This window comes from Kribbella catacumbae DSM 19601 (assembly GCF_000372465.1).
GTDB lineage: Bacteria > Actinomycetota > Actinomycetes > Propionibacteriales > Kribbellaceae > Kribbella > Kribbella catacumbae.
Map to the genome: position 1 here is coordinate 39,751 of NZ_AQUZ01000018.1, position 16,305 is coordinate 56,055.

General features: G+C 67.0%; 17 protein-coding genes. 4 read left to right on the top strand and 13 right to left on the bottom strand.

The features are described 5' to 3' along the window. Nucleotides 1–41: 41 nt before the first annotated feature. From A3ES_RS0119690 to A3ES_RS0119705, 4 genes are all read right to left on the bottom strand, one after another. Nucleotides 42–902, bottom strand: a complete 861-nt coding sequence (locus tag A3ES_RS0119690) for a nitroreductase/quinone reductase family protein (protein ID WP_337587769.1) — start codon at nucleotides 900–902, stop codon at nucleotides 42–44. Between the two features lie 247 nt (nucleotides 903–1,149). Next, the gene (locus tag A3ES_RS47690; RefSeq protein ID WP_040455052.1) at nucleotides 1,150–1,383 is read right to left on the bottom strand and encodes a hypothetical protein; all 234 of its coding nucleotides are present in this window, start codon (nucleotides 1,381–1,383) and stop codon (nucleotides 1,150–1,152) included. A 155-nt stretch (nucleotides 1,384–1,538) separates the two neighbouring features. Further along, nucleotides 1,539–1,943, bottom strand: a complete 405-nt coding sequence (locus A3ES_RS56125; RefSeq protein ID WP_337587768.1) for an MBL fold metallo-hydrolase — start codon at nucleotides 1,941–1,943, stop codon at nucleotides 1,539–1,541. A 42-nt stretch (nucleotides 1,944–1,985) separates the two neighbouring features. Further along, complete coding sequence (locus A3ES_RS0119705; RefSeq protein WP_020388562.1) at nucleotides 1,986–2,654, bottom strand: lysophospholipid acyltransferase family protein; 669 nt, start codon at nucleotides 2,652–2,654, stop codon at nucleotides 1,986–1,988. A gap of 68 nt (nucleotides 2,655–2,722) precedes the next feature. Between A3ES_RS0119705 and A3ES_RS0119710 the strand changes: the two genes are divergently transcribed. Further along, nucleotides 2,723–3,295 carry a TetR/AcrR family transcriptional regulator gene (locus tag A3ES_RS0119710; protein WP_026163021.1) on the top strand — a complete coding sequence of 191 codons (573 nt, stop codon included), beginning with the start codon at nucleotides 2,723–2,725 and terminating at the stop codon, nucleotides 3,293–3,295. Here the strand turns inward: A3ES_RS0119710 and A3ES_RS0119715 are convergent. From A3ES_RS0119715 to A3ES_RS0119755, 9 genes are all read right to left on the bottom strand, one after another. Next, complete coding sequence (locus A3ES_RS0119715; RefSeq protein ID WP_020388564.1) at nucleotides 3,268–4,002, bottom strand: endonuclease/exonuclease/phosphatase family protein; 735 nt, start codon at nucleotides 4,000–4,002, stop codon at nucleotides 3,268–3,270. The two genes, A3ES_RS0119710 and A3ES_RS0119715, sit on opposite strands and share 28 nt — an antisense overlap. 325 nt (nucleotides 4,003–4,327) lie before the next feature. Continuing rightward, the gene (locus tag A3ES_RS0119720) at nucleotides 4,328–5,233 is read right to left on the bottom strand and encodes a carbohydrate ABC transporter permease (protein ID WP_026163022.1); all 906 of its coding nucleotides are present in this window, start codon (nucleotides 5,231–5,233) and stop codon (nucleotides 4,328–4,330) included. After that, a complete protein-coding gene (locus A3ES_RS0119725; RefSeq protein ID WP_020388566.1) occupies nucleotides 5,226–6,167 on the bottom strand; it encodes a carbohydrate ABC transporter permease in 942 nt (313 codons plus the stop codon). The genes A3ES_RS0119720 and A3ES_RS0119725 overlap by 8 nt, the downstream gene beginning before the upstream one ends. Further along, on the bottom strand, nucleotides 6,164–7,441 hold the full coding sequence (locus A3ES_RS0119730) for an extracellular solute-binding protein (protein ID WP_157630626.1): 1,278 nt from the start codon (nucleotides 7,439–7,441) through the stop codon (nucleotides 6,164–6,166). Before A3ES_RS0119730 ends, A3ES_RS0119725 begins: the two co-directional genes overlap by 4 nt. Nucleotides 7,442–7,616: 175 nt before the next feature. Then, a complete protein-coding gene (locus A3ES_RS0119735) occupies nucleotides 7,617–8,846 on the bottom strand; it encodes a hypothetical protein (RefSeq protein ID WP_020388568.1) in 1,230 nt (409 codons plus the stop codon). Next, nucleotides 8,843–9,250 (bottom strand): hypothetical protein, encoded by a 408-nt coding sequence (locus A3ES_RS0119740; protein WP_020388569.1) that lies wholly within the window; start codon nucleotides 9,248–9,250, stop codon nucleotides 8,843–8,845. The genes A3ES_RS0119735 and A3ES_RS0119740 overlap by 4 nt, the downstream gene beginning before the upstream one ends. Then, on the bottom strand, nucleotides 9,250–9,666 hold the full coding sequence (locus tag A3ES_RS47700; RefSeq protein WP_020388570.1) for a hypothetical protein: 417 nt from the start codon (nucleotides 9,664–9,666) through the stop codon (nucleotides 9,250–9,252). The genes A3ES_RS0119740 and A3ES_RS47700 overlap by 1 nt, the downstream gene beginning before the upstream one ends. Continuing rightward, nucleotides 9,666–10,079, bottom strand: coding sequence for a hypothetical protein (locus tag A3ES_RS0119750; RefSeq protein ID WP_020388571.1), 414 nt, complete (start codon nucleotides 10,077–10,079; stop codon nucleotides 9,666–9,668). The genes A3ES_RS47700 and A3ES_RS0119750 overlap by 1 nt, the downstream gene beginning before the upstream one ends. 48 nt (nucleotides 10,080–10,127) lie before the next feature. Next, a complete protein-coding gene (locus A3ES_RS0119755) occupies nucleotides 10,128–11,198 on the bottom strand; it encodes a LacI family DNA-binding transcriptional regulator (RefSeq protein WP_020388572.1) in 1,071 nt (356 codons plus the stop codon). A gap of 89 nt (nucleotides 11,199–11,287) precedes the next feature. Between A3ES_RS0119755 and A3ES_RS0119760 the strand changes: the two genes are divergently transcribed. The 3 genes from A3ES_RS0119760 to A3ES_RS0119770 all read left to right on the top strand — a co-directional run bounded on the left by A3ES_RS0119760 (nucleotide 11,288) and on the right by A3ES_RS0119770 (nucleotide 16,268). Next, the gene (locus A3ES_RS0119760) at nucleotides 11,288–11,917 is read left to right on the top strand and encodes a DUF624 domain-containing protein (protein WP_020388573.1); all 630 of its coding nucleotides are present in this window, start codon (nucleotides 11,288–11,290) and stop codon (nucleotides 11,915–11,917) included. A gap of 57 nt (nucleotides 11,918–11,974) precedes the next feature. After that, nucleotides 11,975–13,459, top strand: coding sequence for a DHA2 family efflux MFS transporter permease subunit (locus A3ES_RS0119765; protein ID WP_020388574.1), 1,485 nt, complete (start codon nucleotides 11,975–11,977; stop codon nucleotides 13,457–13,459). A gap of 283 nt (nucleotides 13,460–13,742) precedes the next feature. After that, nucleotides 13,743–16,268: a Tex family protein gene (locus tag A3ES_RS0119770; RefSeq protein WP_020388575.1), complete on the top strand. Its 2,526-nt coding sequence runs from the start codon at nucleotides 13,743–13,745 to the stop codon at nucleotides 16,266–16,268. Nucleotides 16,269–16,305 lie beyond the last annotated feature (37 nt).

Sequence of the window (16,305 nt, forward strand, 5' to 3'; positions counted from 1 at the left end):
TACTCCTAAGAATCCACACCCAGGCCGGAACGCCTACTCGATTACTGGCCGAGGAGGGGGAGGAGTTGGTCTTCCTCGTAGTCGAGGTGGTGGTTGAGGGCTTCGATCAGGGTGTCCAGGCGGGGGAGGACGTCGAGGGCGGAGGTGTTGGTCAGGAGGGTTTGGAGTTCTTCGAGCAGGGTGGCGATCTGGGCGTGCTCCTGGTCGAGGCGTTCGATGGTGCCGGCCAGGTCGGGGTTGGTGGCGAGCAGGGCTGGGAAGAGGCCGCCCGATTCCCGGGTGTGGTGGAAGTGCAGGCCCTGGCAGACCTTCAGGCAGTTGATCCGGAGTTGGGCGCCTAGTCCCGCGGTGGTGCCGGTGCTTGCGGCGGTGACGACCTCCTTGCGGATCAGGGTGAGTTCGTGGCGGAAGGCGTCGTGGATCATCCGGAGCGTGAGGGTGGCGGGCGGTGGGCCGGTGGTTGCCGCGGTGAGAGCCACCACCGGGAGGATGCGGGTGGTGTCGGCCTGGTACTTGCCCCAGCCCGGATCGGCCTCGACCAGGCGGTCGAAGATCTCGTCGCGCTCGGCGTCCCGCAGTACGACGGCGTCGGCCTGGTAGGTGTGGAGGCCGTCCTCGACGGTGACGCGGGGGTTGGCGAGCAGGTTGTGGTACCAGTCGGGGTGCTTGGGGCCGCCGCCGGCTGAGCCGACGATGAGGATGCGGTCGGAGGTGTCGGGGTAGTACCCGAGGACCGCCGTGTGGGGCTTGCCGGAGCGGGCTCCGGTGGTGGTGAGGAGCAGCAACCGCGCGCCGTCGAACGGGCCGCCGACGCGACCGGCGTTGGCGCGGAACTCCTCGATGATCTGCTGGGTGAAACTGTTCAGGGTTCTCTCTGCTTTCTGGCTGAAAAGGAAACTCAGGACCGGAAGAACAGAGAAAGAGGAGGAGCCCTAGCGGCCCCACCGGCGCTCAGAACGCAGCCGGGGACCCAATCGGTGAATGGCTCAAGGCCGACCCGGCAGTCACGGGGGAAAGACTAACCGCCCGGCCTGGTCAGGTAAACCTGCTTCCCCCCAGAACCCCCCAGGACGAAGGATGAGGGATTGACCCTCATGCCCTCAGGTGCGGTGGCGGACAGAGTTGTCACTACCGAGTCAGTCACCGAGTTCAAGACCTGGGGGTTCCACCGAAATGAAGCGCTACAGCCTCTCCCTTCTCGCCGGCCTTACCGCCGCCGCGGCCATCTTCCCGACCACTGCCGCCCACGCCGACCAGCTCCCGATCGCGCCGCTCTGCGCCGAGCAGCGGGACACCACCGGCACGCAGTACGCCGTGAATCTGTGCGACGTGACTGATGTCGACCAGTTCCGCACCCACCTGGCCGCCAAGGGCAACAGCCACTGTGGGCCCGCCTCGCTCTACAACGCGATGTTCTACCTCGGCGAGCACAAGGGCCTGCCGATGCGGATCACGCCCAACGGGCAGTTGCTGACGGAGTACGACCCCGCAGTACCGGCCGACTACGACCCGGTGACGGCATGGCTCGGGTGGCTCGGCTACAAGGCCGGCATGGGCCCCAACGGCGGCGGCTCGAGTTCGTCGCCGGTCGCCTGCATCCGGACGAATCCACGGTCCTTGGCCAGCGCGCGAGCCTCGTCGACGAGCCGGGTCTTGCCGATCCCGGCCGTCTCGATCGCCTCGGCGTCGCGCAGTCCGGTCCACAACGGCACGCCGAGCGCCTCGCAGACCGCGTGGCTGGAGCCGAAGTGGTCAGGATGTGCGTGGGTCACCACATGGGCGCCGACCTGCCGGTCGCGAAGCTGGCGCAGGATCCGCCGCGCGGCGGCCGGAGTACCGGCGTCGACCAGGACGTCGTCGACGAGGCACGCGTTCATGAAATGCGGCGGCCGGCCAAGCAGCTGTTCGACCCCATCGGTTAGCCCCACCACGTGGCGAATCATATACGTGGAGTAGGCCTTTGATCGCCCCTCGGAATGGAACGTTCAAGAGGCTTGACGACCGGCGTAGTGATCGACGTACTGCTGAGCGGAATACTGCTGCAGAACCTGCATCAGATAGTCGGTGGCGGCGCGGGCCGCTTGCTGATTTATCGGGCGGGAAAGGTAGGGCGACAGGTCGAGCGGCTCGCCGATGGTCAGGTGCACCTTGCCGAAACGCCAGAGCCTGGAGCCGACTGGATTGACCGTCTCCGTACCACTGACGATCACCGGTACTACGGGTGCGCCGGTGGCGAGGGCAACTCGCATCGCGCCCGTCCTGCCGCGGTACAGGCGGCCGTCGCGGGAGCGGGTGCCTTCGGGGTAGATGCCCCAGACGCCGCCTGCTTCGAGGATCGCCGTCGCGGTGTTCAGGGCGTTTTGCGCGGCTTTACCACCGGAGCGGTCGACCGGGACCTGGCCCATGGCGGTGAAGAACCAGCGCAGGAAGCGGCCCTTGAGTCCGCCGGTGGTGAAGAACTCGCTCTTCGCTATGAACGTGATCCGCCTGCGCACCAACAGGCACAGGTAGAAGGAGTCGGCCACCGCGAGGTGATTGCCGGCCAGGATCACCGGGCCCCTGCGCGGGATGTGCTCGGCGCCCTCGATCGTGGGGCGGCCGAGCAGGAGCAGTACCGGGCCGGCGAGGGCGTACTTGAACAGGTAGTACCACATGCGATACCTCCGGCGTAGACAGTGTCTACTAGGCATCGTAGACACTGCCTACGGCAGAGTGTTAGACAATGTCTACCGTGGACTCACTGCAGGACAGACTCGTCGCGGCCGGCGTCGAACTCCTCGAGGAGGAGGGCCTGGCCGAACTCTCGTTGCGCGCGATCACCCGGCGTACCGGCGTCTCGCACGGCGCACCGCGGCGCTACTTCCCCACCCACAACGCCTTGCTGGCCGCCATCGCAGCTACCGGCCTGGCCGACCTGGCCACTCGACTCCGTACGCCGACAGCCGGCGCCACGGCCGAGGAGCAGTTGGTCGAGCTCGGGGTGCGTTATCTGGAGTTCGCCCAGGAACGCCCGGCGATGTTCCAGCTGATCTTCCGGCACGACCTCCTCGCCAACGCCGGCGGCAACCTCCGCGAGACCTCACTCCCCCTGCTCGCCACCATCACCGCTCTGATCGAACAAACCGGCGCCACCGACCCACCCACCAAAACCATCACCCTCTGGACCAACCTCCACGGCCTGGCCACCCTCACCCTCACCAACGCCCTGGACCTCCTAGACCCCAACCCCACCTCCCTGATCCCAGGCATCGTCCACACGCATCTGGGTCAGGTGAGGTCGGCCAGTACGCCGTAGTGGTCGCTTAGCCAGGTGCCGTTGATGGGGTGGGCGCCGATCAGTTGGGCTGAGGTGATTCGCGCCAGGGTGAGGATGTAGTCGATTCGGCGGTGGTGGGTGGGGTCGCCGAGCAGCTTGGTGATCTCGAGGGCTGCGACCGGGTTGTCGACGGTCCAGGTGTCGCCTGGGCCGTCGCCTGCCGCGGTCCACGCGTCGTCGTAGTACCGGCTGAGGTAGCTCATGGTCGGTGAATCGGGTGCTGCGTTGAAGTCGCCGGCGACGATCGTCGGGAGAATGGCCTGGTGGCGGGCGTCGAGTGCGGTGAGGTCGTGAGCCTGCCGCAATCGCTCGTCTTCGTGCTCCAGCTTCCAAGGCGTGGTGGGGACGATAAAGAGCTGGTCGCCGCGGTCTGGGATTTCCACCGCGGCGACGACCGTCCACCAATGGGGGTCGCCGCGATGCTCGCTCACCTCCAGAATGCGATGCGGCCAGCGGGTGGCCAGCGCCGTTCCGTGGCCGAATCCGGACGGGCCGATGAGTTCGTGCTGCTGGGTGGTGTGCACCAAGCCGGTACCGGCCGTCAGTTCGGCCAACTGGTCGCCTGGATGGCAGACCTCTTGCAAGGTCACCAGATCAGGCGCCGTACGCCGGAGCTCGGCGTTGATCAGGCCGGTACGGCGGGGGTCGCCCGCGTCGTGCTGGACGTTCATCGTGAGAACTCGCATCGGCGGTTCGGTGCCCAGCGTGGGGTGCGGCTAATCCGGCGTACGGGAATTCGCGGAGTTTGATTACGGACAGTTAACTTGCCCGTTCAATGAGTAGTGGAATTGTTGTGGAAAGGGTGGTTCACCGGAAAAAGTGCGGGCAATCTTCGAAATAGTGGAGAAAAGCTGTAACGGCCCTGAGGTTGTGACGATAAAAGGTTGAGCGGCCTGGTCTTGAGGGGGGCAAGTGGACGCTCCGGTGTTTCCTCGGGAGCGCTGGTGATTTTGGAGGGGGCCCTGGCAGGTGCTCGCCCGGGGCGGGGCGAGCACCTGCGGAGGGGAATTCCTACCCCTTGATGCCCACGTTGGCCATTCCTTCGACGAAGCGCTTCTGGGCGAAGATGAACATCACGATCATCGGCAACGTCGCGAGCGCCGTCCCCGCCATCAGATAGGGCCACTGCACCTCGGCCGGGTTCTGGGCGAAGATCGCCAGCCCCAGTTGCAACGGCCGCATCTCGTCCGACGTGGTGATCATCAGCGGCCAGAGGAAGGCGTTCCAGGCGGCCTCGATCTGGAACACGCAGATGGTGATCAGGGCCGGTTTGATCAGCGGCGTCATGATCCGCCAGAAGATGCCGAACTCACCGAGCCCGTCGACCCGGGCCGCCTGCGCCAGCTCGTTCGGGAGCGACACGTAGAACTGCCTGGCCAGGAAGGTGAACAACGGCGCGGCACCGAGCGGGATGATCAGACCCCACCAGGAGTTCAGCCAGCCGATACCACCCTGGCCGAGGATGTTGTTGCCGCCGAACAGCGGGATCGACTTCACGATCAGGAACAGCGGCACCAAGATGATCTGGAACGGCACCAGGAGCAGCAGGATGAAGTAGCTCAGCAGCGCCTTGGAGCCGCGGATCGGCAGCTTGGCCAGCGCGTAGCCGGCCGTAGTACAGACCGCCAGGGTGAACGCGGTCTCGCCGATGGCGATGAACAGGCTGTTGCGGAAGTACCGCAGGAACGGCGCGGTCTGCATCGCCTCGACGAAGTTGCGCCAGCGCAGTTCGCCCGGCAGCCAGGAGAACTTCGCGATCTCCAGGTCGCTCTTGAAGGCGGTCAGCACCATCCACACGAACGGCGTGATCATCACCAGCGCGCCGAGGCACAGCGCGACGTACAGGAGCACGCGGCCGACCCGCAGGCCCGGCGCCTTCGAACCGGCGATCGGGCCGGTCACCGTTGCGCTAGTCATTGACATCCGCCTTCTGTAGCAGGCGTCCGAGGCCGATGAACACCGCGATCAAGAGCATCAAGATCACCGTCTCGGCGGACGCGAAGCCGAGTCGCAGGTCCTGGAACGCGTTCTGATAGATGTCGAGCACCAGCACCATCGTCTCGGTCCCAGGACCGCCGTCCGTCATCACGTAGACGAGGTCGAAGACCTGGAAGGTACCGACGATCGAGGTGACGAGGACGAAGAACTGCACGGGGCCCAGGGCCGGCCAGGTGACGTTGGCGAACCGCTGCCACCGGCTCGCGCCGTCCAGCGCGGCCGATTCCTGCAGATCGCGGGACACGCCCTGCAAGGCGGCGAGGTAGATGATGATCTTCGTACCGAGTCCCTGCCAGATGCCGACCACCATCAGGGAGGGCAGCGCCGTGTCAGGGTTGGACAGCCACTGGTTCGGCGCGAAGCCGAAGAGACTGAGGAAGCCGTTCGCCAGACCCGATCCAGGGTTGTAGATCCACAGCCAGATGGTGGCGATCGCGACGGTGGCGGTCACCGTCGGCACGTAGAACGCGGTCCGGAAGAAGCCGAGCCCGCGGATCTTCTGGTTCAGGCCGAGGGCGATCGCCAGCGAGACCGCCATCGACACCGGGATCACCACAACGGCGTACAGCACGGTGTTGGCGAAGGCGGCGCGGAAGTTCGCGTCCCCGAAGAGGACCGAGTAGTTCTCGAAGCCGACCCAGGACCAGGAGTCGCCGAAGCTGTAGTCGGTGAAGCTGAGCGCGACCGCGAAGATGATCGGGATCACCAGGAAGATGCCCGAGTGCAGCAGGGCCGGCGCGAGCAGCAGCCAGCCGGCCCGTACCTGACTCCGGACCAGCTTGCGGCTGTCCTTGGCCGGCGCGTCCCGACGGGGACTGGCGACAGTGGGAGTTCGTTCCAGCGTGGCGCTCATCGGGACTGTCCTGACAGGTTGGCCAGCGTCTTGGCGGGATCCTTCTGGCCGAGGACCGCCTGCGTGAGCTGGGTGTCGAAGTTGCCGCGCATCTCCAGCCAGTTCGCCGAACCGCCTTCGTAGATGGCGAGTTCGAGACCGCTCGCGACGAACTTGCTGAGCGGGTTCGACTTCGCCTGCGGGGAGTTCGCCGCGTCCTTGTAGGCCGGAATCTTCTTGTTCAGCTTGGCGATCGCGTCGACCGACGACGGCTTGGTCAGGGACTGGATGAAGGCCCAGCCCGCGTCCTTGTGCCGGGCCCGCGAGCCGATCGAAGCCAGGTCGCCGCCGACGAATTGAACCTCTTTGCCACTGTCGAACCGGAAGAACCTCAGGTCGTCGCAGTTGGCCTGACCGATGCCCTTGTCGGAGCAGTCGACGGCCCCGCCGGTGATGCCCATCGCTGCCTCACCGGTGTACACCAGCGGCTGCTGGGCGGCATTGCGCTGGCCGTAGACCTGGACGTTGTTGATCATCGACTTGATCCACTCCAACGTCTCCACACCCTTGGCGTTGCTGTAGTTCGGCTGACCGTCGAGGTACAGCGGCGTCCCGGTGGACGCGAGCAGGGTCGTGTACGTCTGGCGGAAGCTGGTCGGCGCGGCCAGATCGAAGCCGGAGCGAGTGATCGTGCCGTTGGCGTCCCGTTTGGTCAGTTTCTCGGCGGCGGCCTTCAGCTCGGTCATGTTTTTCGGCGGCCTGTCCGGGTCCAGCCCGGCCTCCTTGAAGGCGCTGACCCGGAGCGCGACCGCCCGGGCGTCGGCGACGATCGGGTAGGCGTAGAGCTTGCCGTCGTACGTCGCGGCCGGCACCATCGCGCCGATGCTCTTGTCCTGGATCACCTCGGGGGTCACTCCGTACGGACCGAGGTCGGCGAAGAGCCGCTTCGACGCGAAGGTCTGCACCCAGCCGACGCCGGTGACCATCACGTCGTACGGGATGCCGGCCGCGATCGAGGTGGAGATCTTCTCGTTCAGGTTGCCGTACGTCGCGAAGTCGGGCTCGACCTTCATCTTCGGATAGGTCTTCTTGAAGTCCTCGACGACCTTGTCGAACTCCTCCCGGCCCTTGTTGCTGGGCGGGAAGGACGGGATCAGCACCCGTAACGTCCCGGTCGCCTCGGCCGGCGGGACGCCGTCCGTGCTCTTGTCGATCACCCCGTTGCCACAACTGCTGGCGGCCAGGCCGAGCACCGCGGCCAGCACCACCACTCCACTCCGGGCACCACGTCTCACAGGGGAACTCCTTCGCTGCCGAGCGGGGTCCGCGCCCACCTGCGACGACCAGACCACCGAGTGCAGCGAAAGTAGGAGGAAAGGGCTTTCCCGTCAATACCTGAGCGCTCGAATGATCAAATTCGATCAATAACGGAACAGCCGCGATCAGAGTTCCATACAGCGCCAGGCCCGCTCACGCCCCGCGCTCAGGCCCCTGCCGCTCCGGGCCCTCCTGCCCAGTACTCCGCCGAGCCCCCTGCTCCCCAGCCTTCAACGCCCGAGCCGACGACATCGGCGAGGTACCGGTCAGCCCCGCCCGCATCGCGTTCTGGAGATCACCAGACTGCGCAACCGCCCCCTCGGAGGCACCCGACTGGACACCCGTCTGCCCGTGCTGAGCCTGGCCGGCTTGCTGCCCACGCCCCGGCTCCTGCGCTTGCCGCGGATCCTGAGCTTCCTGCGGACTCTGCACTAGCTGTGGGTCCTGAGCTTCCTGCGGACTCTGCGTTTGCTGTGGATTCTGCGTTTGCTGTGGGTTGTTCTGGGCCTGCTGGGTCGCCTGGTGGGGTCCGCGGGTCACCTGCCGACTGGGCTCAGGAGCGGTCCACTGTGCTCGAATGGCGTTCATCTCGGCTGCACCGGCTTGCACCGCATTGGCGCCTGCCTTGGCGGATTCGCGGCGGAGCCGGTCCTCGTCCGACTTGTCCAGGTCACCGAGGTTCGCGAGCGGCTCCTGCATCGCCGTCTCGATCCGCCGTACTGCGGCGTCCCGCTCTTGGTCGGGCACCAGACCGGGCAGATCGCTGTTGTCGTACAGGATCTCGGCGGCGACGCGGAACTTCTGCTCGGCGTTCACCACCGCCAGCCGGCGCACCACCTCGTCGCTGTCGACGCCGCTTCGGCGACCGATCGCCTCCGTGAACCGCGTGGCCGCGGGAGTGAACTGCTTGTACGACGGTCTCGCCTCGGCCGTACTGATCCCGGGCGCGATCTCCTCCAGACCGAGGTCGTCGATGTAGGCGTTCAGGTTGTTGTAACTGTAGAGCTCGGTGATGCCTTCTTCGAGTGCACGAGCACCAGGCGTGTGATTGAAGGCGTGTTGCGCATCGCTATGGTCCGTTCCCTCAGCAGCGAGAACATGGGTGTTCTCGTGCAGGACCGTCTTGAGAGCCTCGCGGTACGACCGCAGCGTCTCCGCGTCCTGGTTGTAGACGCGCGCGTTGTCGAACATCTCGCGCAGCGGCTCGTTCACCGAGGCGTTGTCATACTCGATCGTGTTGTCCCACTTCACCGCGCCCCGGACCTTGCGGGCAGGGTCAGCGACGGCGAGTCGGCCGTTCCAGGACGAATGATGGGCGCCGGAGATGCGGACAGCTGAGCGAGCCTGCTCAGCCATCAACTCCTTCTGGCTGGTGACCTTCACCGAGATTCAGGTTCCAGGGCCATGATGAGCATGTACAGCGACTCGTTCATCTCCAGGATGGAGGCCTGTTCGGCCGGCTCGGCACCTTCCGCGATGCGGGCGATCTCCTCCATCCCCGCTTCGAGCCGGGCGATCCGTTCGACCGGGGTGCCGACAGCGGAGTCAGCCCTGGCGTGAGCGCGGATAGCCTCCACCATGGCCGGCGAGAGTGGCTCGGCGTCGTACTCGAGAACACCCTCCAGGTCAGCGATGAGATTCTCTGCCTCAGTCCGCTCCCGCACATCCTCAAGGGTGGACGCGTAAGCCTTCAACCGTGCGACATCAGGCGCGAAATGTGCAGCCGACTGACTCTCGACCGAGTCGAAAACCAACTGGTACTCGACCTCGAACTGCTCGAAGTTCATCAGCGACTCTCACTCGGTTCGAAGGTTGTGATCAGCATGTACAGGGACTCGTTCATGCCGGCGATCGACGCCTGCTCGTCGGGGGCGGCCCGATCCGCGATGCGCTCTATCTCCTCGATCCCCGTCTCGGCCCGGGCGATCCGTTCTGCCGGGGTGCCATCCATTGCGGAAGCCCTTCGGTAGGCACCGAAGGCCACGAGCATGATGGCCGAGGGTTCCGGGTCGTCGTCGTGGGCGACCAGATGGTCGAGCATGGCGATGTCATACCCGGCGTTAGCGCGCTCGCGGGGGTCCTCGATCGTCTCCGAGAGTTGCCGCAGCCGCAGTATCTCCGCCTTCAGGGCTCCGGTACTCAGACCGTCCCCAGCTGCTTCGTAAACCCGCTTGAAGTCCGCCTCGAATTCCCCGTAGTTCATCAACGACTCCCACTCGGCTCGAAGGATGTGATCAGCATGTACAGGGACTCGTTCATCTCCAGGATGGAGGCCTGCTCGGCGGGGTCTGCGGCAGCGGCGATCCGGCCGATTTCCGCCATGCCGGCCTCTGCACGGGCAATTCGCTCCTCGGTCGTGCCACCCGCGGCGCTGGCCCGGGCGTGGGCGCGGCTGGCGTTGGCCATTGCCGGGGAGAGTGGGGGCTCTTCGTCGTAGGCGAGGATGTCCTCGATCGTGGCGATCTGGTTCTCGGCGGTGCGGCGGTCGGCGGGTGAGTCGATCGCGGCGGCCATCGACCTCAGCCGGGCCAGATCGGGCGCGAAGTGGGCTGACGGCTGGTTTTCGATTGAGTCGAAGACCTGCTGGTATTCGGTCTTGAACTGCTCGTAGTCCATCCGTGCCTCCTGATGATGACCTTGTCGGGGCCAAATCTAACTGCGGGTTCAGGCCCACTGACGGCTGGCTGCCGCCCCGCAGGACTCGCGGATGTGGAGTTCCGGCAGGAGGCTCAGGTGCTGGGTGGCTGGGGCGTGGCCCTGGAGTTTGCGGAGCAGTAGTTCGCAGGCCGTCTCGCCGAGCGTCTGCTTGGGCGGGCCGACGGCAGTCAGCGGTACGACGGCGAAGGCGGCGGTCTCGTCGTTGTAGGCCACTACGGCCAGGTCGCCGGGGATGCGCAGGCCGGTCTCGAGTGCTCGTTCGGTCAATCGCGCGGCGTGTTCGTCGGAGTGCACTAGTGCCGCGCGAGCGCCGAAAGTCTCACACTCGGCCAGGAACGCGTCGTGCTGGGCAAGCGTGGCCGGATCTCCACCGTGGGCGGGCAGCCCGGTCGACGAGATGAACAGCTCCACCCCGAGCGCCTCGGCCGCCTGCTCGATCCCTTGCCGTAGCCAGTACGCCGTGACGCTGTCGTCCAGGTTGATCCCGATCCGCTGGTGACCGAGCGAGACGAGATGCCGCAGCGCGAGCGTCGCGCCGTACGCGTGATCCGTGCGGACATGGTCGTATTCGCGCTCCACATCCGGAAACCCGAAGGCCCGCTCCATCAGCACGACCGGTACGTCGATCGCGTCGAGCGTCCGGCTGATCTCGGCCGCGCTGCCGTCGCCGAGTGCGGTGCTGAGCAAAAGGCCGGCCACCCCGATCCCGAGCACCTTCTCGAGCCGCTCCTGCTCGACGACCACGTCGTACCCGGAAACGCCGAGCACCAGGCGAGCGCCGTACCGGGCGGCCATTTCCTCGGCGCCTCGGATCACGGACGTGTAGTAGAAGGTCGAGCTCGGTACGACGATGCCGATGGTGAGCTGACTGCCCTGGCTGGTGCGAACCGCGGCCGGGCTGGTGCCGATCGCGCCGCCGTGCACCCGGCGCAGCAGTCCGGCCGAATCGAGCTCGGCGAGGTCCCGGCGTACTGTGATCGCGGAAACGCCCAGCTCGGCCGCCAGTTCGGCAACCCGCAGCCGGCCGTGCCGGCGCAGGCTGCGCAGGATCAGCTCGTGGCGTTCCGATGCAAGCATGCGGGTCCTCCGGGGACGGTGATCCGGATCTGATTGTTTGTGATCATATGATCATGCGCAGGCCAAGCGCCGACTGCCAGGGAGCCTATGTGAGCGATACCAGTGGCCGGACCAACGTCGTGCTGTCGAAGCTGACGGTGATCGGCGATCTGCTCATGCTGCAGATCGTTTTCCTCGTCCTCAGCGTCGGCATCGTCACCCTCTACCCGGCGGCGTTCGCGTTCCAGCGAGTACTGCCGGACGCGCTCAGCCAGCAGCATCCGCAGTTGCTGCGGCGCTTCTTCCGGCAGTTCAAGTGGGCCTTCCCGCGGTTCTGGCTGGCCGGCCTCGGCCTGTACTTCGGCAGCGTCGCGCTCGCGTTCGGCCTGTTCTTCTGGGCGAACACGAACGGCCCGGTCCGGATCGTCGCCCTCGCCATCCTCATCCCGCTGACCGGAATGATCATCGGGCTCTACCTGAGCGCACTCGCGGTGCTCCCCGACGCGGCCGAGGACAGTACACCCAAGACCCTCTTCCGCGCGGCCAACCTCTTCCTGCTGCGCCGCTCACTGGCAGTAGCCGGCGGCGTGATCGCGCTGGCCACCTGGTTCGCTCTGGTTTCCCGGCTGCCCACCCTGTTCGCGATCGGTTCCGGGCTCGTTCCGGCACTGATCGGCTACTGGATCTCCCGCACCCGGACGACCGGTCCGAAAAAAGATTCTCCGGACGTGTCAATCTGAGTCCTGCTGGTCCGACGTAGGGGTGTAAGGCCCAACCGGACCAGAAGGAGAACCCAGATGTACGCGACGACCGACACCCTGGCGACGACGCCGGCCGCGCAGGGCGGCCGCTCGCGCTGGCTGGCCCTCTACGTGCTCTGCGCCGGCATGTTGATGATCGTGCTCGACGTCACCATCGTGAACGTGGCACTGCCGGCCATCCAGGACGACCTCGGCTTCACCAGTTCCAGCCTCGCGTGGGTGGTGAACGCGTACCTGATCGCCTTCGGCGGCCTGCTCCTGCTGGCCGGCCGGCTCGGCGACCTGCTCGGCCGGCGGACCATCTTCGTCGCCGGCCTGATCGTCTTCACCGTCGCCTCCGTGCTCTGCGGACTCGCCTCGTCGGCCGAGGTCCTGGTCGCGGCCCGCTTCCTCCAGGGCGTCGGCGGCGCGCTGACCTCGGCAGTGATCCTGGGCATGATCGTGACGCTGTTCCCCGAACCGCGTGAGCAGGCCAAGGCGATCGGCGTCTACGCCTTCGTCGCCTCGGCCGGTGGCTCGATCGGTCTGCTCGCCGGTGGCGTGCTGACCCAGGCGATCAGCTGGCACTGGATCTTCTTCGTGAACCTGCCGATCGGCGTCGCGACCGTGATCGTGGCCCTCAAGGTGATCGAGAAGGACAAGGGCATCGGCTTCGGCCGCGGCACCGACGTACCGGGTGCCGTGCTGATCACCTCGGCGCTGATGGTCGGCGTCTTCACCATCGTGAAGCCGGCCGCCGAGCTGGGCTGGACCGCACCGCGGACGATCGCGCTCAGCCTGCTGACGCTCACCCTGCTGGCCTGCTTCATCGTCCGCGAGGCGACCGCCGCCAACCCGCTGGTCCCGCTGCGGATCTTCAAGTCGCGCACGCTGACCGGCGCCAACCTGATCCAGGCGCTGTCCGCCGCGGGCATGTTCGGCATCTTCTTCCTCGGCTCGCTCTACCTGCAGCGGGTGCTCGGGTACGACGCCCTGGAGATCGGGCTGGCGTTCCTGCCGACGACGCTCGTGATGGGACTGCTGTCGGTCAGGTACTCCGAGAAGCTCGTGATGCGCTTCGGTGCCCGCCGGCCACTGATCGGCGGACTGGTCCTGATCGTGATCGGGCTGGCGCTGTTCACCCAGGCTCCGGTCGACGGCAACTATTTCATCCACGTGATGCCGGTGCTGTTCCTGCTGGGGCTGGGTGGCGGCATCTGCTTCCCCGCGCTGATGGGGCTGGGGATGGCCGACGTGAAGCCCGAGGACGCAGGTCTCGCCTCCGGCCTGATCGGCACCATGGCTGAGGTCGGCGCCGCACTCGGCCTGGCCGTCCTGGCCACGCTGTCCGCAACCCGCACCGAGACCCTGGCGACCGCGGGCAAGCCGGTCCTGGAAGCACTGACCAGCGGCTTCCACCTCTCCTTCGCAGTCGCCGGCGGGCTCGTCGCCATCGCCGTGGTCATCGCCTGCACGGTCATGCGCCCGGCCCGCTCAGTAGCCGCCGAGGTTGAGGCCGAGCTGACTCTCGACGCCGCCTGACCCGTACCACGCCAGCCCCGACGTGCCAAACCCACCACTGGTGGGCTCGGACACCAAGCGGTGGCCTCGGACACGGCACACCTTGTCCGAGGCCGCTGTTCTGGGTGCGAGCCCACCAGTTGTGGGTTCGGCACGTCGGGCGGTCGTAGTACCGGATCTGGGGTAGTTGTCCACAGGGTGGGGGCGGTGGTCGTGTTCTGTCCGGGGGATAGGGAAGGATGTGCGATGCGGCGAGCGGGGCAGAATGCTCGTCTGTCATCGGATGTAGAGGGGATGCGGGACAGTGGCATTGCAGTCGGTCGAGCAGAGGATCGCTGACGAACTGGAAGTCGGCGTGGGCCAGGTCCGGGCAGCCGTCGGGCTGCTGGACGAGGGCTCGACGGTGCCGTTCATCGCGCGGTACCGCAAAGAGGTCACCGGTGAGCTCGACGACGCGCAACTGCGCACCCTCGAGGAACGCCTGCGGTACCTGCGCGAGCTCGAGGAGCGCCGGCAGACCGTGCTCGAGTCGATCGAGAGCCAGGGCAAGCTCGACGATGCGCTGAAGGCGTCGATCCTGGCGGCCGAGACGAAGTCGCGGCTGGAGGACATCTACCTGCCGTTCAAGCCGAAGCGCCGGACCAAGGCGATGATCGCCCGCGAGGCCGGGCTGGAGCCACTCGCGGACGGACTGCTGTCCGACCCGAGCGTGCCACCGCTGGCGGCGGCAGCGGTATTCGTGAACGACCAGGTGGCCGATCCGCAGGCCGCTCTCGATGGCGCCCGGGCGATCCTGGTCGAGCGGTTCGCGGAGGACGCCGACCTGATCGGCGAACTACGCGAGCGGCTGTGGACCCGCGGCCGGCTGGCGTCGAAGGTGCGCGAGGGCAAGGAGACCGACGGCGCGAAGTTCTCGGACTACTTCGACTTCGACGAGCCGTTCACCAAGATGCCGTCGCACCGGATCCTGGCGATGTTCCGCGGCGAGAAGGAGGACGTCCTCTCGCTGACCGTCGAGTCCGAGCCGGCCGGCGTCGAAGCGGCCGAAGGCCCCACGGAGTACGAGGCGACCATCGCCCGCAAGGTCGGCGTGGAGAACAAGGGCCGTCCGGCCGACCAGTGGCTGGTCGAGACGGTGCGCTGGGCCTGGCGGACGAAGGTCCTCGTCCATCTCGGCATCGACCTGCGGACCCGGCTGCGGCAGACCGCCGAGGACGAGGCGGTCCGCGTCTTCGCGGCGAACCTGCGCGACCTGCTGCTCGCGGCACCCGCGGGGACGCGCGCGACGATGGGGCTCGACCCGGGCTTCCGCACCGGCGTGAAGGTCGCCGTCGTCGACGCGACCGGGAAGGTCGTGTCGACCGGGGTGATCTACCCGCACGTCCCGCAGAACCAGTGGGACCGCTCGATCGCCACCCTGGCCGCGCTCGCCGCCGCACACAAGGTCGACTTGATTGCCATCGGCAACGGTACGGCGTCGCGCGAGACGGACAAGCTGGCCGCCGAGCTGATCGCCAAGCACCCGGAGCTGAAGCTGACCAAGGCGGTCGTGTCGGAGGCGGGCGCGTCGGTGTACTCCGCATCCGCCTTCGCGTCGGCCGAGCTGCCCGGGATGGACGTCTCGCTGCGTGGCGCGGTGTCGATCGCAAGGCGGCTGCAGGACCCGCTCGCCGAACTGGTGAAGATCGACCCGAAGTCGATCGGCGTCGGTCAGTACCAGCACGACCTCCCGGAGAACTCGTTGTCGCGGTCCCTGGACGCGGTGGTCGAGGACTGTGTGAACGCGGTCGGCGTCGACCTCAACACCGCCTCCGCGCCGCTGCTGACCCGGGTCTCCGGGATCACCCAAGGGCTCGCCGACAACATCGTCATCTACCGCGACCAGAACGGCCCGTTCAAGTCGCGGACCGCGCTGAAGGAGGTGCCGCGACTCGGCCCGAAGGCGTTCGAGCAGGCGGCCGGCTTCCTCCGGATCCCCGACGGCGCTGACCCGCTGGACTCCTCCAGCGTGCACCCGGAGGCATACCCGGTGGTGCGCCGGATGCTCGACTCGACCGGCAGCGAACTGAAGTCGCTGATCGGTTCGCCGATGCTGAAGTCGCTCAAGGCGGCGGACTTCGTCGACGACATGTTCGGTCTGCCGACGGTGACCGACATCCTGGCCGAACTGGAGAAGCCGGGTCGCGACCCACGCCCGGCCTTCAAGACCGCGACCTTCGCCGAGGGCGTCGACAAGATCGGCGACCTGAAGCCCGGGATGCGGCTGGAGGGCCAGGTCACCAACGTGGCAGCCTTCGGCGCGTTCATCGACATCGGCGTACACCAGGACGGCCTTGCGCACGTGTCGGCGCTGTCCAAGAACTACGTCAAGGACCCCCGTGAGGTGGTCAAGCCCGGCGACATCGTCAAGGTCAAGGTCCTCGAGGTCGACATCCCGCGTCAGCGCATCTCCCTGACCCTGCGCCTGGACGACGAGGTCGGCGCCCCGACCTCAGGCGGTCGCCCCGGCGAAGGCCGCTCAGCCCGCACCGGCGAAAACCGCGGCACCGGCCGCGGCGGTGCCGGTGGTAGCGGTGGCGGCGGTCGCGGTCCGGGTGGACCTGGCGGCGCTGGTGGTAGCGGTCGCGGACCGGCTGGCGGTCAGGGTGGTGGCGGTCAAGGACGTGGGTCTGGTGGCGGCCAGGGTCGTGGTGGTCAGGGTGGCGGCCAGGGTCGCGGTGGTCAGGGCGGCCGTCAGGGCGGCGGCAACTCGCAGCCCGCCAAGGAAACCCCCATGGACGAAGGCTCCCTCGCCGACGCCTTCCGCAAGGCAGGCTTCACCGTCCGCTGACACCCCCCGAACAGACAACCGGTCGGCGCCCACTGGG

What these genes read in the sequence shown, in the direction of transcription:
- A3ES_RS0119705 (WP_020388562.1), bottom strand. Translation starts at nt 2,654, where the DNA reads ATGTGGTACTACCTGTTCAAGTACGCCCTCGCCGGCCCGGTACTGCTC.
- A3ES_RS0119710 (WP_026163021.1), top strand. Translation starts at nt 2,723, where the DNA reads ATGTCTACCGTGGACTCACTGCAGGACAGACTCGTCGCGGCCGGCGTC.
- A3ES_RS0119725 (WP_020388566.1), bottom strand. Translation starts at nt 6,167, where the DNA reads ATGAGCGCCACGCTGGAACGAACTCCCACTGTCGCCAGTCCCCGTCGG.
- A3ES_RS0119740 (WP_020388569.1), bottom strand. Translation starts at nt 9,250, where the DNA reads ATGAACTTCGAGCAGTTCGAGGTCGAGTACCAGTTGGTTTTCGACTCG.
- A3ES_RS0119765 (WP_020388574.1), top strand. Translation starts at nt 11,975, where the DNA reads ATGTACGCGACGACCGACACCCTGGCGACGACGCCGGCCGCGCAGGGC.
- A3ES_RS0119755 (WP_020388572.1), bottom strand. Translation starts at nt 11,198, where the DNA reads ATGCTTGCATCGGAACGCCACGAGCTGATCCTGCGCAGCCTGCGCCGG.
- A3ES_RS0119715 (WP_020388564.1), bottom strand. Translation starts at nt 4,002, where the DNA reads ATGCGAGTTCTCACGATGAACGTCCAGCACGACGCGGGCGACCCCCGC.
- A3ES_RS0119720 (WP_026163022.1), bottom strand. Translation starts at nt 5,233, where the DNA reads ATGACTAGCGCAACGGTGACCGGCCCGATCGCCGGTTCGAAGGCGCCG.
- A3ES_RS56125 (WP_337587768.1), bottom strand. Translation starts at nt 1,943, where the DNA reads ATGATTCGCCACGTGGTGGGGCTAACCGATGGGGTCGAACAGCTGCTT.
- A3ES_RS0119750 (WP_020388571.1), bottom strand. Translation starts at nt 10,079, where the DNA reads ATGGACTACGAGCAGTTCAAGACCGAATACCAGCAGGTCTTCGACTCA.
- A3ES_RS47700 (WP_020388570.1), bottom strand. Translation starts at nt 9,666, where the DNA reads ATGAACTACGGGGAATTCGAGGCGGACTTCAAGCGGGTTTACGAAGCA.